Source organism: Maribacter sp. IgM3_T14_3, from assembly GCF_049603095.1.
Taxonomy (GTDB): Bacteria; Bacteroidota; Bacteroidia; order Flavobacteriales; family Flavobacteriaceae; genus Maribacter.
Genome location: NZ_CP187138.1, coordinates 1194543 through 1209892, shown reverse-complemented (window position 1 = coordinate 1209892; position 15350 = coordinate 1194543). Strand labels below are relative to the sequence as shown.

The window sequence follows — 15350 nt, the reverse complement described above, 5'->3', positions numbered from 1 at the left end:
GTTATAATTCTATTTAAAGTTGTACTGAATACCTAGCTGAACAGCATTCGAGAAAAACTGGTCAATAGTAAAGTAAGAGTAGTTTAAGTTAATAGTGGTGAAATTTTTAATTCTATAAGATAACTCGCCTTCATACCGTTGAAAGTTGTCTTCATCTTGTTCTGCGAAAAGAGAGAAATCACTCTTTAGGTTAAAATCAGAATCATCATTACCAATTTGAAATTGCAATCCGCCACCGGCAAAAAGCCTATATTCGGTCAACCAATAAGGGAATCCGTTTCTTCTATCTTCAGAACCAACACCATAAGCACCTTCCACTAATGGTCCAAGTTTAAAGTTGTTTATGTTTAAAAGGTTGTATTCGACACGTGTACCGCCAATGGCATAATATTGGCTATCGGTATAGTAATCGGCTTTAACATAAAACTCATGGTTTAAATTCGATGAGTATTCAAACTCTTGTGTAGCTTTTACTTGTATGTCGTAAATGTTTAAATTATAACCTGGCCCAGTTGTAACAGGGTTTGCTTTTAATGCTAAAGAAGATTTGCTTATGTCACCAATAAAATCAATACCAGTTTTAAAATGGAAGAATACTTTATTAAAGTTATCTAGCTCTACTTTTGCACCGACATAAAAGGGTCTTACTTTATTAGATTCGGTTTTGTACATATATTCAACACCTAATAAATCTCTGCCAATATCATTAGGTACTATGGTGTCTTTTAAAACTGAATAAGCGGTACCTTGAACAATTGAGAATTTATGAAAATTCAATTTTTTGTTATAAAAACCGAAGTATAATTCGTTGTTGAATAGCGTAGGGTTGAATTCATCTGCAATTGCCGAAGAGGTAAGTCCGATCGAATGCCCTTTCTTTTTTCTTGCTTCAACCTCTGTTTTTTTAACAATGGCATCATCCATTAAAACCTTAAACTTACTAATGTAAAGAGCTTGCCTATCTTCAGATTCTGCTTTTACCTCATTATTGAAAGCAATTTTAAAATCTGGATCAATTTTCGATGGTGGTATATCTACGGCAATTTCCCCAGCTGCATTTACATCTCCTTTTAACAATAACAACTTCACCATATGGTTCATGGTATTATAGTCTTTTGGATTTTTTTCTATATGGTCTTTGTAAACTTGTTTTAAATACCTGCCATTAGCAAATTCTAAATTCCAGTCTAGCAATTTTGCCACAGGTATAGTGTTGGTACAAGTGCTCCAGTCTAATGCCTTTTGGTATTGTGCATATTCGGCGAATAATAAGGCAATATTTTTAGATAACCGTATTAGATCAGGTCTACATGTTTCAATATCTTGCATTTCTTCAACTGCTTTGTCTGGATTGTTGACCAACAAGTATCTTATGTAATATTCGAAATCTGTAAATTTCTTACTTTCTATAGTCTTCGTTTTTTCTTTCCATTCTTTAACTACTTCAGCAGAAATATTCCCACATTTTTGCCAAAGTTCAGCCGTTTCAAAATTCAATTTTTCGGCATACACTTGGCTAATTGATGTAGCTAAATCTTTGTTAGAAATACTACAAGGTTCAATAGTATCAAGTTTCTTCAAAAGATCCTCGTGATTTGCTTTTACTAGAAATTCGTAGTAGGTCAATTTGTTATTCTCGGTAGGTTCTAAAGTGTACATCACTTCTAAAACTTGTTCTATAATTTTAGAATTGTCTTCGGTATTAAAGTTCTGGTAATAATCCTTTAATATGGTAACGTCGTTTTGACCCCATTCCATTTGTCTTTCCATCCACATTTTTTTAACTGCGGGTGAAGGGTAATTACTTACAATACTAATATCTCGAGAAAAATCTGCATAAGAGCTAGACGGATTTTTTACGTATAAACCGTTTAGTTGCGACCAAAGTTCAGCTGTCTTGCCTTGTTTCTCCATGCCTTCGGCATAAGACACTATCTGTTGGGTATTAATGAATTTATTATCCTTAAATAATTTCTCCATCAAATTTGTAGCCTCTTCCGTTTTTTCCTCAACAACCAATCTGTCGATTTTTTGCTTTAAAGAAACCATGGTTTGTTTGCTCTTGTTGTACGATTTATAATCACTATTGGTGTTTGTAATTAAGGTTGAGGTCGTACCGATTAAAGTTCTTATTTCTGGTCGAATATCTGGGACACTGACATTCGGCGATTTCGTTTTTATATTATAAAGAAAGCCATTCAAAAGCGGTACAGAAGTAAATTCTACTTCGTTAAAAATTAAGTTTTCGTGAATTTTAACATTATTGTGTTCTTCAACATACATCAACCAATACGATTCTTTTTTTTCATCAGAGTTTAATGAACTAGAAACCTCATATTGCCCTTCGTAACTTAAATGACGAATACTTTGGTAACGCCAATCCATCGCAGCTTCAGTTGATTTTTTAGCAGTTAAAAATTGAATATACGGGTGTCTTTTTTTATAATCTACAAGATGCTTTTTTAATTCACCGATAGCGTTTGATGTGCTTCCTATTTTTAATACATCTTTTGTGTTTAATGCATGCGACCATATACCCGTATATAGATAGGTAGACTCTATTGCCCATTGCTCTTTCTGTGAAATGGTATAACCACTACTTAATCTCGGATAGTCAAAAAATCTATTATTTAATGGGTCTGGGTCGAACTCTCTATCACCACCTTCATATTTATCGCCTAAAAATGAAGTATGCACGAAATTTAAACTAGGAAACCCTTTCTTAAGTGTAATAAGACCTAAGCTGTCTATTTGATTGTTTGGTGCTACATAAGAAACAGGTAATGTTTTTGAGACACTATCTTCCCATTTTAATGCAGAAGCTTTGGTATTGTCTAAGATAAGATCAGTGTCTTTCCATAATTTTTTAGAAAGCGGAAGGTCATTATAACCACGAAAACCTAACTCGTGACCGGCATTTGTAAATTCATTGGTAATCCATTTATTAGTACCATTTTCATTTTTACCGTCTAGTAGTCCAGTTTGGTCCCAACTTTTAAAATTAGCATCGCTCGAATTACTGTTATTAGAATTAAAAGTAACATAGGCCGTAAATTTAAGATCTTCTTCTTTTGCCAATTCTTTCATTTTGGGCCACCAATCAGATTTTAAAACTTCAGATTTACTAATGCCGTTTTGTACGTTGATAGCTTTTCCTTGGTCATCATATACAGGAGAAGGAAAATCATCAAGAAATAATGTGCCGATGTTAGCTATAGGATATGGAATACCTTCTAACCCCAATAGACTGGCTGAAAATAGGAGGCCCCTCATTTCTTTTTTAAGAATTTGCGATGAGTTGTAGAGCACTACTTTACCGTTACCAATTCTATTCTCTATTAAAACCGGATAATCTTTATTATTGTGTGCAGATACTAGAACGTTTATACTACTAGAAAAGTTTGAACCTTCGAAACCTAAATGAACCGTTTTGTTATCAAAGCCACGCCCTTGCATACCAGGAAAAAGAGCTTTGTTAAAGAACAGTCCCGAAGCTTCTCTGTTCGTGCTCCAATCGGCATCTGGTGTCATTCCAAAAAAGTAAGATAGACGCTCATCTTTAGTAGCTTTGGTAACGAATAATGTACCACCTTTAGAAACAAATTTTAATAGACTGTCTATGGCAATAGTACTTAGCCCTGCAGTTTCATGAACTGTTACTACTCTTGTCGTTGGTGCAATATTCAGTTTCTCGTTAAATTGGTTAACCCATAAAGTTTTGTGGGCAATTTTAGAATAGTCAAAAGCCTTTGCTAAATTCTCGGTTTCAAGAATTGCACTATAATTTGTAGGCTCTATCAGAAACTGAACAAGAGGTTCTTCGGTACTTTTTTCTGGAATATTAAATTTGTTGTTAGACTTGTATAGTTCTTGTTGACAACTGGTCACTAAACTAAAGGCTATAAGAAGTAATAAATAACCTAATTTTTTTGATATCATGGCTTTGTATCTTAAAATTCTAATTACAGACCACAGGTTAAAAATTAATTTGGTCTTTAATTCGAACTAACTAAGTACTTCAATAATAGCAGTATCATGAAATTTATTGGTTAAGTATTCAAATTCATCCATGAATGAATCATTTATCTGCTTATTACTGTATTTTAGGTAGGTTATAGAAGAAATAGCGAATCGATTAAAAGCAAAAAAAGACCTGCTAAAAGCAGGTCTTTTTTATTTATGTTAGATTTGATTTTACTGTTTAGACGCGCGTTTGCTTTTTTTGTCACCTTTATCTTTACCATGACCACGCATTTTTTTTCTATGGTTCATTTTCTCCCATTTCTCAAATTGATCAGCGGTAAGTATCGATTTCATTTCTTCTTTACGAGCGATTTGATAGTCTAATCTTTCATTCTGCTTTGTGTATTTTTCTTCGGAAGTCATTATTTTTTTGCCTTCGTCTTTACTGGCTTTTCTTTCTTCCATTTTTGCTTTTCTTGCTGTAGCATCTTTGGTAAGAATAGTTTTTACTTTAGCCTGTTGAGATTCATTTAAATCTAGCGCCAAGGTCATTTTTTTGGTTTGTAGAGAAGCCACTTGATCAGGAGATAAATCTTTCATATCACCTCTTTTACCTTTGTTTTGATCTTGTGCAGTTGCTGAAATTGTCGCCACTACTAAAATGGCCATTAGTATTTTTTTCATGTGTATTATTTTTATTATTCGGTTCTTTGACATGAATATTTGAAAAAGGTTTAAGGTCGAACCACTTTTTAGTAAAAGATTAACGGATAGGTAAAGTGCTTAAAATAAAAAAGCGCGGCTGTAGGTAGCCGCGCTTTTAAGTAGGTAAATTTTGTTAATATATTAATTCGCTGGTGTTCTACCCTCCATTGTTTTGTAAGGGTTGATTACGATATCAGCTTCTTGTTCGTAAGTGTTAGTTACAATTTCTTCCTGATTAGTTTCAGTTGTGCTTTGATGATATACAACAGAAGCAAAAATGAAACAAGCTAGATAAATAAGACTTTTTAATTTACTGGTCATGATTTGGGGGTTTTAAATTCATTGCTAATCTAAAAAAGAATAACGCACGAAAAAGCCCATTGTTGTGTAATGGGCTTTTTTTGATGTCTAGAATATTTAAAATGTGGTTAATACATTTCATTCATCGATGTTATCGGTGGTTCATCGATAGATGCGTTTAATCGATCTTTTTTTGACTTTTTATTTAGGGTCAAGAATGACGTTAATACGCTCAATAACATCGTCGTAATGATATTTTGTCATCATATCAGAGGTTCTGTTTCTTGCATTTCTAATATCTCGCTTTAAAATATTCAGTTCAGCTCTTGCGATGGTACGAATATCAGATTGGCTGGTGTTGACAACTGTTGATTTTCTGTAGCCACCGAAATCAGAAGCTTTCACTTGATTTTCTGCGGATAATAGATATGCTAAACGATCTATATGCGCTTTTTGTAAGTTTCTTCTGTAAGTATCAACGGCTTTACCGTTTTTAGTTTCAGACCAAATACCTTTTCTTAATTCATTCATCATTAAGGTAAGCGAGTATGCATCCGCCGAATCAATAGTTTCATATTCTATTAATCGCGCCATTTTACCTAAGCTCAATACATTATTCAAGGTACGAACTTGCATCGAGCGCATTTGCTCTAAAAATCCGGAGTACTCGGTTCGCTTTAAAATATCTTGATCTAACATCCACATAGGCGTTTCAAAAAGTTGTTCATGTAGAAAGGCCATTGCTCTTTGTTGTTTCTCTTTAGGTACGGCAGTATAAACAGCACCTTCTTGGTCATAGGTCTTATGGTTTTCATAAACACCACCAATATTATTAGAGACATGACCCATGTATCTATTGAATTGAGAAAATACTTGTCCGTATAACTTATCTAGATCTTCATAGTTTTTACCGTCTTCGGCTGTCCATTCAATAAGTTTCGGTACAATCCTTTTAAGGTTTGCAATACCGTACTCGCTAGCTTTCATCGCATCATCACCTAAATCTTCAGTTTGTGAGCTTGGGTCTACAATGTCACCAACCTGTTGGTGTCCAAAGCGATATAGCGGGTCACCGGCATGTGCCATAATCCATTTATCTAAAATGGATTTTTCTTCTTCTGCAGTGGTGTTAGGTATGGGCTTGTATCCCCATTGAATAGCATATTTATCGTAAACACCGATATCTGGCATTAAAGCCACGCCTTCATCGCCAGGTTGTGCTATATAGTTGAAACGGGCATAATCCATAATCGATGGAGCGGTGCCATATTTTTCTGTAAATGATTTAGAACGAAGCGAATCTACAGGGTATGCAACACTACTGCCCATGTTGTGCGGTAAACCTAAAGTGTGCCCAACTTCATGAGACGAAACAAAACGGATTAAGCGACCCATTACATCATCATCAAAAGAAACGCCCCTAGCAGCCGGATTAATAGCTGCTGTTTGCACGAAGTACCAATTTCTTAGAAGAGTCATTACATTATGATACCAATTGATATCTGACTCTAAAATTTCGCCACTACGAGGATCACTAACATGTGGTCCGTTTGCATTTGGTATTGGTGAAGCTAAATAGCGCACTACAGAATAACGTACATCTTCAGGAGACCATTCTGGATCTTCTTCTTTGGTCGGAGCTTCTTTGGCGATAATAGCATTTTTAAAACCAGCAGCTTCAAAAGCAATTTGCCAATCTTCTATACCTTGTTTAATAAATGGAACCCATTTTTTAGGTGTAGCCCTATCTACATAATAGATAATCTGTTTTTTAGGCTCTACCAGTTCGCCATTCTTGAATTTTTCGGCATCTTCATCTTTCACTTCTAAACGCCATCTATCTAGAAATTTAATAGTCTTACTTTCTTGCGCCTCTAAACCATAATCTACTTGACCACGAGCAAACCAGCCGACACGTTCGTCAAAATAACGGCGTTTCATTTGTTCTTCAGGTAACAATACCATAGAGTTATTGATTTCTACAGAAATAGAACCAAGACTTTCGTTACTGGGTGCAGCACTTGCCAAATATGTTTTAATGTGACGTACTTCCACATTTAATGGGTAACTCTTGATTGATTCAATATACCCTCTGCCTTCATCTAAACGAGACACCTTATAGCGCTTGCGATACTGCTCTGGCATGCCAAAAGCTTTTGTGTCTTTGATAAAAATATCATTGACCTCAATAACTGTAGTCGGGTTTAAAGAATCTTTTTGTACCGCCTTAATATCAAAGGAAAATAGTACAGGTTCAAAATTCGAGTTTACAACAGCTTCATGAACAGGAAGGGAATCTGCAGCAACCACATCATGAGAAACTACACGAAGTAGTACTTTTTTATCTTTCTTTTCCCATCGTAGAACTTGGGTATTGATTTTTCCGCCACCAAAACCGATGCCTGAGGCAGTTTTAGAAATACGGCTTACCATCAACATTTCTTTGTTGAATAACGAATCGGGAATTTCAAAATAATGATTCTCGTCAACTACGTGGGTTGTAAAAAGTCCCGTATCGCTAACAGCATCTTTTGTAATAACCTTGTTGTAAGGTTGAATTTTGTCTTTTGATGTTTTGTTGGCTTCTTGTTCAGTATCTTTTTTCTTCTTTTTGAAAATTTGAGCTTCGGCATTTTGATAGCCGAAAACACATACAAACAGCAATAATTTTACGAGTAATTTTCTTTTCATTTGTGAGTTAGTTTGGTAATCTTTCAAAGATTGAAATAATATCTGGAACAAATAGTTAATAATTTCTTAAGGCTAATTGTAACAATGACCACAGAAAGGCGTCTATTAAGTAAGGAATAAACATTTTTTCATTTCTGAATTAGTCGATTATAAAGCCTTTGCATCTGCAAGGGCTTTATTTTTTAGGGGACTTTAAAATATGAGCGGAAGAACAAATTGAAATAGACCTATTAATAATAGTACTGCAATTAAGTTTAAGATGACACCTGCGCGTGCCATTTCATGAACCTTAATATAGCCACTGGCAAATACGATGGCATTTGGTGGTGTCGCCATGGGTAACATAAAAGCACAGCTACTGGCAATGGTAATAGGTATCAATAAATAGGTGATAGGTATACCAAGACCAATTGCAATACCAGCAACTACTGGGGCAAGTACGGCAACAAGCGCTACATTACTCATTAGCTCTGTCATAAATAACATTAGTATAATCAATAAAGATGCGGTGAGTAAAATACTCAAATCACTTTGCCCGATAACTTCAGCTACCAAATCTACAATACCAGAAACCGACATACCGTTGGCTAATGAGAGTCCGCCACCGAATAGAATAAGAATTCCCCATGCGAGCTTTTGGGTATCTTTCCATTGCAAAATAAAATCACCTTTTTTGAGATTATATGGAAGTGCGAATAGTGTAATGGCGGCAAACATACTGATTAGTGTATCTGATAACCCTAGACTTGGAAATATCGAATTGATCAGAGTTCTAAATACCCACAAGAAAATAGTAACTCCGAATATGACGAGCACCATTTTTTCTTTTCCAGAGGTAGGTCCTAATTTTTCAAGCTCTTCGTGAATGATTGTTTTAGAAGCTTTAAATTTTAAGCCGTGAGTAGGGAAAAATACCTTCACCAATACAAAGTAGCAAATACTAATCATGATCAAGGAAAAGGGAAGCCCTATGATCATCCATTTAAGAAATGATATTTCAATATTGTATTCATTTTCTAATAAGCCAATTAGAACCGAATTTGGCGGAGTACCGATAACAGTTGCAATACCACCGGCATTGGCGGCAAAGGCAATACCTAGCATTACACTTAAAGCAAAGTTTTGGTCTCGCTTTGTAAAGCCGTCTTCATCTTCAATCAATAAATTAATTACCGACATGGCAATGGGTAGCATTACTACGGTACTCGCGGTGTTACTGATCCACATGCTTAATACGGCGGTGGCAATCATAAAACCCAGCACCACTTTATTAGCTGTTGTTCCCGTAAGTCTAATAATGTTTAGGGCAATACGTTTATGTAGATTAACTTTTTCTAACGCCAATGCCATTACGAAACCACCAAAGAATAGAAAAACTATCGGGCTTCCATAATTTGCGCCAACATCACCAATGGGCATCACTTTTAAAATAGGAAATAGAAGTAAGGGTAGTAGTGCAGTCACTGAAATAGAAACAGCTTCGGTAACCCACCAAATAACCATCCACAGGGCAACAGCAATTACAGCATCTGCATTTTCAGAGATAAGTACATTGGGTAAAAAAAGGATTACGAAAAATATTATAGGACCTGCGAACAGGCCTATTTTGCTACTTAAATTCATGCTGGTTGGTTTTGCCAGCTTCTAAGCTACTGTTTTTTAACGTCCCTTTAAATGACTATTTTATAATTTCTACTAAAAGAACATCGTCTTCTTTATAGATTTTAGCCAATTGTTGCTTTGTAATCCCTTTGATGCCTTTGTCCCAAGCTTTGTTGCTTAGGTCAGATTTTGTTTTAAGGGCGTCAAGCTCCATTTTCTTCTCTGCCTTAAGAATATCGAAAATCACTTTTTCAGTTTCAGACAGTTGCAATGGTTTTTTCTCTGGTCTCATTTGTGGGAAGAACAATACCTCTTGAATAGAAGCATTGTTGGTCATTAACATCACCAAACGGTCAATACCAATACCAATACCAGAAGTTGGGGGCATACCGTATTCAAGAGCTCTAAGAAAATCTTGGTCAATGAACATTGCCTCATCATCTCCTTTTTCAGAAAGCTTCAATTGCTCTTCAAAACGATCTCTTTGATCAATAGGGTCATTAAGTTCAGAGTAAGCGTTAGCCAACTCTTTACCGTTTACCATAAGCTCAAAACGCTCTGTCAATGCAGGGTTATCTCTATGTTCTTTCGTTAGCGGACTCATTTCTTTTGGGTAGTCGGTAATAAATGTTGGTTGCACGTAAAAATGCTCACATTTTTCACCGAATATCTCATCGATTAATTTACCGATACCCATGGTTTCGTCAACTTCAAGACCTAATTTCTTGGCAGTTTCACGAAGTTCATCTTCAGGCATACCGGCAACATCGTAACCTGTATGTATTTTTATAGCTTCTAGAATTGGCACACGTGCATACGGAGCTTTAAATTCAATTTCATGTTTACCAACGGTTATTTTAGTGGCTCCGTTAGAATCCATCGCAATTTTCTCCAATAGTTTCTCTGTGGTATCCATCATCCAGTTGTAATCTTTGTATGCAACATACAATTCCATTACAGTAAATTCAGGGTTATGGGTACGGTCCATTCCTTCGTTTCTAAAATCCTTAGAGAATTCATAGACACCATCAAAACCACCAACAATTAACCTCTTAAGGTAAAGTTCGTTTGCGATTCTTAAGTATAAAGGAATATTTAATGCATTGTGATGGGTTAAAAACGGACGCGCAGTTGCACCACCAGGTATAGGTTGTAAAATCGGAGTCTCCACCTCTAAATATCCGGCAGCATTATAAAACTCACGAATACTAGTTGTTATTTTAGTTCTTTTAATAAAGGTTTCTTTCACCTTTGGGTTCACTACCAAATCAACATAACGTTGACGGTAACGTAGCTCAGGATCATTGAATTCATCATAAATGTTACCTTCTGCATCCTTTTTTGGTAATGGTAACGGTCGAAGCGATTTACTCAGCATGGTAAATTTCTTTACCATAATTGTTTTTTCACCTACCTGAGTAGTAAAGAGGTCGCCTTCAATACCAATGATGTCACCAATGTCAAGCAATTTCTTGTAAACATCGTTGTACAGGATTTTGTCTTCGCCAGTACATATTTCATCTCTGTTGAAATATACCTGAATACGACCGGTACTATCTTGAAGTTCGGCAAAAGATGCTTTACCTTGAATACGACGAGACATCAATCTGCCGGCAACAATAACCTGTTTACCCTCTACATAATCAGATTTGATACTTGCAGATGTAGCATCTACAGGATATAAAGCAGCAGGATAAGGATTAATACCTAGTGCTCTTAATTTGTCCAATTTTTCTCTTCTGATAAGCTCTTGCTCCGATAATTGCATGCCGTCGTTTATTTAGCTGGCAAATATAATCGATATGTATTAATCTTTCAATCTTGTAGACACTAAAGGATAGAGTCTTTCGACAAATTTTTCATAAGCGAGCCCAGAAGGATGCAATCCGTCCGTAGCCACCAAATCCGTTTCGTCTAATCCCTTTCTAGTAATATCGGTAATATCGAGAAAAGTAACTCCCTTTTCTTTGGCTGTAGACTGGGCAAAATTATTATACTCATCTAGTTGTAAAGAGATCATTTCAGCACCATTACTTTGACCATATGGTGTGTAATAGTAATCTGGTATTGACAGCACGATTACTTTGTTAGCATCATCGCCGGCTAGGCTAATAGCTTTGTTTAAAAGTTCGACAAATTCAATTTCGTATTGAGAAAAAGGTCTAGACTGAAACTGGTTGTTTACACCAATTAATAGCGTAACTAAATTATAATCTGCAGATTCGCGACTACCAACAGCTGAAATAAGCTGGTCTGTTCTCCATCCGGTTTGTGCAATTACTGTTGTATTGACTTGAAGATTTTTGTTTTCTTCAATTTTGGTACTGAGTTGGGCAGGGAAACTATCTTCAAAGTCAACACTTTCGCCTACAGTATAACTATCGCCAAGAGCTATGTAGGTGATAACTTCTTGGTTTATCGTGTCATTTTCAAATTGTTCAGATCGTATGTCTTCTGTTTGGCTACATGAAGGTAATATGGCAAATAGAAAAATAAAGAAGGGAATTTTATATAGCATGTGAGCGTATTTCATAAGAATGTAACGTAATTGTGATTAGAAAGGTTTTATAAGTTACTATAAAATACGCCATCAAACACATACTTTTGATTGATGAATTTTCTTAGTCGAAATGAAATGACGATGAGTAATTGGGTATATATTCTTGTTGCGAAATAATTTTTAGAATATCGTCTTCTAAAGACGTAATGGGCGTTTCGATAATTCTATTCACTTCTCGTCCGTTCTTGTAAAAAATAAATGTAGGAACTCTGCGAATGTTTAATCCCCATTCTTCACCCTGCGGACTTTTCTTGTACGATTCTTTTCGATAGTCAAGAGCAACTATTTTTAAGTTTTCCCTAGGAAAATCTGCGGATTCTAGGATTTTGATGAACCTAGGCACTTCGCGTTTGCTGTCACCACACCAAGTACCCATAAAAATTAAGATTTTATAAGAAGCTAGCTGGTCTTTAAATAAATCAATTTGTTTTTGGTCAGTCTCATAGTTTTTAAAATTTGGTTCGAACCATGTTTTGTAGGAGTTGGCTGAGAGTCCGCCAACAGTTATTTGTCCCAATAAAAAGGGTTGTTGATTTTCAATAATAACCTCTTGGTTGGTGTTCTGAGAGAATGTATTGAAGGAGAAGCTTAAAAGAAGTGTGGTCAATACAAATGATAATTTCATGATTTTCAGTTTTTATATTAGATCTGAAAATTCTAGAAATTACTAGTTGAAAATTGATTTCGTGGGGTGGAAATAAGTACTAGACCCTAGGTGGAAATTTAAAAGGTTATAGAAAGCGCTGCTTTATTTCGTCTCTTGTTGATACTGCTAATTTCTTGTAAACATTGTTAATATGGGTCTTTACGGTGCTTACACTAATAAACATGGCAGCTGCAATTTCTTTATTGGTTTTGTTTTCAAGAATTTGTTGAACAATGTTATGTTCTTGCTCGGTAAGCTTAGCAAGAGAATCGTTTTGCAAGTTTCTTGAAGTGCTTCTTTGTTTGAATACAAAGTATACGTTCAGCGATATAGAAAGTAGAAGTAGAGCTAGAAGTAGCCATTTCCAGAAATTAGAGTTGGTTGTATTGCCATTTGTTAAATGTTGGTCTATGGCTATTTCATTTAAATACAAGTCGGTAAATGCTGCGTCTGGATATTTCGCTATTAATCGCTCGCCAAGTTCATTATAATAGTTTGTCTTGCTAATATCTTTTAGGTAATAGCTATAGGTATCATTTCTTTTATCTGACAAAAAGTTAAAAATATAGAGTTCGGCTAGTGGTTCATCTAAATCTTCTCCGAAATCTTGCAAGGTCGAGAACCACTTTTTAGAATTCAGCTTTCTATTCGCATCACTTCTAAAGTCATTAAAATCGAAAGCCATTTCTTCTTTTAAAACATCTATATCTAAAAAGGTAGATGATTTACTATTTGTTGAGGTAATTTCACAGAGTGCTTCGTTTGCAAAAGAAGTAGGGAAAGTAATGGTGTCGTTATTATTGGCTATAAATAAAATGCTTTTGCTGAACTCGCAACTACCAAAAAAGTGTTCAGAGTTTGAAGAAGCGTCAGAACAATCATCTAAATGAATTCTGTAAATTCTATTGTCATCGTTAAGGTTGTTTCCTCTAAAACTAAAATATCCTATTGAATCGGTGGTAGTTTTTTTAAGAATCTGTTCCATCGAAATTCTGCCAAACTTCCTATAATCTTCGATGATAGATAGGTAAATGGTCTTTCCGCTTTGCTCATCTGCAATTTGACCTTCAAAACTATATTGAGATAAACCTTTAAAACAGGACAAAATAATAAAAATAAAAAATACTGTTCTAAGCATTGGTCGGGTTCTAGGGAATAAAATTAGTAGATTTTGTAACAAAGTATTTTTAATTGCGACTTATAAGGTACATCAATCAATCAAAATAATAATCAAATGAGTTTAATTCGAGTATTACTAGCCATATTTTTTCCTCCTTTAGCAGTTTTAGGTAAAGGTTGCGGTTCTTTTGTAATTGTTCTACTTTTGACTTTTTGCGGCTGGGTACCAGGGGTAATCGCTGCCTTAGTTATATTGAATAATCCGAACTAGAACCAAAATACATGAGACTTTTCAAAATTCTTACTACTGTTCTTGTAACAGTACTTTTCGCTGCCTGTAATTTTACCGAAGAAATTTACTTCAATGAAGACGGATCAGGTAAAATGAGTATAATCTTCGATGGTAGTGAGATGATGCAAATGATACCAGAATCAGACTCTACCCAATTAGACAAGGCGATAGATTCTACTTTGGTTTTTAAAGATTTATTGCGCGAAAAAAAGGATAGTATAGCCCAATTGTCACCAGAGGAGCAAGCTAAATTGAAAAAATTAGAGAATTTCAGTCTTCATATGAAGGTAGATCCAGAAGGTGGGGTCATGAATTTTGACATGTATACCGATTTTAAAAAAGTATCTGAGGTAAATGATGCATTTAATACTTTTCAAAATGCTAGTGCTGTAGGTCCTATTGCTGGCGGTAAATCAATGCCAGGTGGTGCAACAGAAGAGACTACTACGGTTAATTACAGTTTTGAAAAGAACATATTTAAACGAGAGACGGTAATTTTAGATCAAGAATTATTTGAAAAAAGTTTAGATAGTTTGGCTAGTGCAGAAATGTTTTTGTCTAGTTCTACCTACACTTTTAAGTATCATTTTCCAAGACGTGTAAAGTCTACCAATATTGAAGAAGCAACTTTTTCTATGGATGGAAAAACCATGGTACATGAAGTTAATTTCTTAGAGATGATGAAAGATCCAGAATCTATGGTCATCGAAGTAGAGTTAGAAAAATAGGATATTCCTTTTCATATCTTTGTAAGATGAATAAGAAGGTGCACGTACAAGATTTAGGTCTAAAAGATTATAAAGAAACTTGGGACTACCAAGAGCAGTTATTTAAAGATACCCTAGATCTTAAAATACGAAATAGAAGAGAGGAGTTGAATTTAGAGACTCCCAATCATTTTCTGTTTGTTGAACACCCACATGTATATACACTTGGTAAAAGTGGAGACATCTCTAATCTGTTAGTAGATGAAAAAGTCTTGGCAGCTAAAGGAGCTACTTTTTATAAAATAAATAGGGGAGGAGATATCACCTATCATGGTCCCGGTCAAATAGTGGGTTACCCTATATTAGACTTAGATAATTTTTTTACAGATATTCATAAATACCTTCGTTTTTTAGAGGAAATGGTCATCTTGACCTTAGCTGAATACGGAATAAAATCTGAGCGATCACCAGGTGAAACTGGTGTGTGGTTAGATGTCGGTACCCCGTTTGCACGTAAAATATGCGCAATGGGCGTAAGAGCGAGTAGATGGGTAACCATGCATGGATTTGCATTAAATGTAAATGCCAATTTAGGATATTTTGATATGATGATTCCGTGCGGTATTAAAGGCAAAGCAGTGACTTCTTTGAATGTGGAATTAGGCAAGAAGGAAGTGGATATGGATGAAGTGAAGCAGAAATTGCTAAAACATTTTTTAATACTGTTTGAAGCTGAAATAAATGGAAAAACCGAGGTGTAAGCCT

The 15350-nt window shown here is 35.2% G+C and carries 12 protein-coding genes; 3 read left to right on the top strand and 9 right to left on the bottom strand.

Going from position 1 to position 15350, the window contains the following annotated elements; translation table 11 throughout:
- Positions 1–9 precede the first annotated feature (9 nt).
- The 9 genes from ACPF9A_RS05480 to ACPF9A_RS05440 all read right to left on the bottom strand — a co-directional run bounded on the left by ACPF9A_RS05480 (position 10) and on the right by ACPF9A_RS05440 (position 13605).
- Entirely contained in the window at positions 10–3939 is a 3930-nt protein-coding gene (locus ACPF9A_RS05480; RefSeq protein WP_424002381.1) for a DUF2194 domain-containing protein, read from the bottom strand.
- A gap of 255 nt (positions 3940–4194) precedes the next feature.
- Entirely contained in the window at positions 4195–4647 is a 453-nt protein-coding gene (locus tag ACPF9A_RS05475) for a hypothetical protein (RefSeq protein WP_424002379.1), read from the bottom strand.
- Positions 4648–4809: 162 nt separating this feature from the next.
- Positions 4810–4989 carry a hypothetical protein gene (locus ACPF9A_RS05470; RefSeq protein WP_133688013.1) on the bottom strand — a complete coding sequence of 60 codons (180 nt, stop codon included), beginning with the start codon at positions 4987–4989 and terminating at the stop codon, positions 4810–4812.
- Positions 4990–5169: 180 nt separating this feature from the next.
- Positions 5170–7659: a zinc-dependent metalloprotease gene (locus ACPF9A_RS05465; protein WP_424002377.1), complete on the bottom strand. Its 2490-nt coding sequence runs from the start codon at positions 7657–7659 to the stop codon at positions 5170–5172.
- 192 nt (positions 7660–7851) lie between these two features.
- Positions 7852–9282, bottom strand: a complete 1431-nt coding sequence (locus tag ACPF9A_RS05460) for an SLC13 family permease (RefSeq protein WP_424002375.1) — start codon at positions 9280–9282, stop codon at positions 7852–7854.
- A 55-nt stretch (positions 9283–9337) separates the two neighbouring features.
- A complete protein-coding gene (gene lysS / locus ACPF9A_RS05455; protein ID WP_424002373.1) occupies positions 9338–11029 on the bottom strand; it encodes a lysine--tRNA ligase in 1692 nt (563 codons plus the stop codon).
- A 39-nt stretch (positions 11030–11068) separates the two neighbouring features.
- A complete protein-coding gene (locus ACPF9A_RS05450) occupies positions 11069–11779 on the bottom strand; it encodes an SGNH/GDSL hydrolase family protein (protein WP_424002371.1) in 711 nt (236 codons plus the stop codon).
- Positions 11780–11882: 103 nt separating this feature from the next.
- A complete protein-coding gene (locus tag ACPF9A_RS05445; protein WP_424002369.1) occupies positions 11883–12446 on the bottom strand; it encodes a TlpA family protein disulfide reductase in 564 nt (187 codons plus the stop codon).
- A gap of 106 nt (positions 12447–12552) precedes the next feature.
- Positions 12553–13605, bottom strand: a complete 1053-nt coding sequence (locus ACPF9A_RS05440; protein WP_424002367.1) for a helix-turn-helix domain-containing protein — start codon at positions 13603–13605, stop codon at positions 12553–12555.
- A 96-nt stretch (positions 13606–13701) separates the two neighbouring features.
- Here ACPF9A_RS05440 and ACPF9A_RS05435 point away from each other — a divergent pair, with 96 nt between their 5' ends.
- Genes ACPF9A_RS05435 through lipB form a run of 3 tightly spaced genes read left to right on the top strand, consistent with a single transcriptional unit; the run spans position 13702 to position 15346 of the window.
- The gene (locus tag ACPF9A_RS05435) at positions 13702–13857 is read left to right on the top strand and encodes a YqaE/Pmp3 family membrane protein (RefSeq protein WP_073240341.1); all 156 of its coding nucleotides are present in this window, start codon (positions 13702–13704) and stop codon (positions 13855–13857) included.
- Between the two features lie 11 nt (positions 13858–13868).
- Positions 13869–14606, top strand: a complete 738-nt coding sequence (locus tag ACPF9A_RS05430; RefSeq protein WP_424002365.1) for a hypothetical protein — start codon at positions 13869–13871, stop codon at positions 14604–14606.
- Between the two features lie 26 nt (positions 14607–14632).
- On the top strand, positions 14633–15346 hold the full coding sequence (lipB, locus tag ACPF9A_RS05425) for a lipoyl(octanoyl) transferase LipB (protein ID WP_424002363.1): 714 nt from the start codon (positions 14633–14635) through the stop codon (positions 15344–15346).
- The last annotated feature ends 4 nt before the right edge of the window (positions 15347–15350 follow it).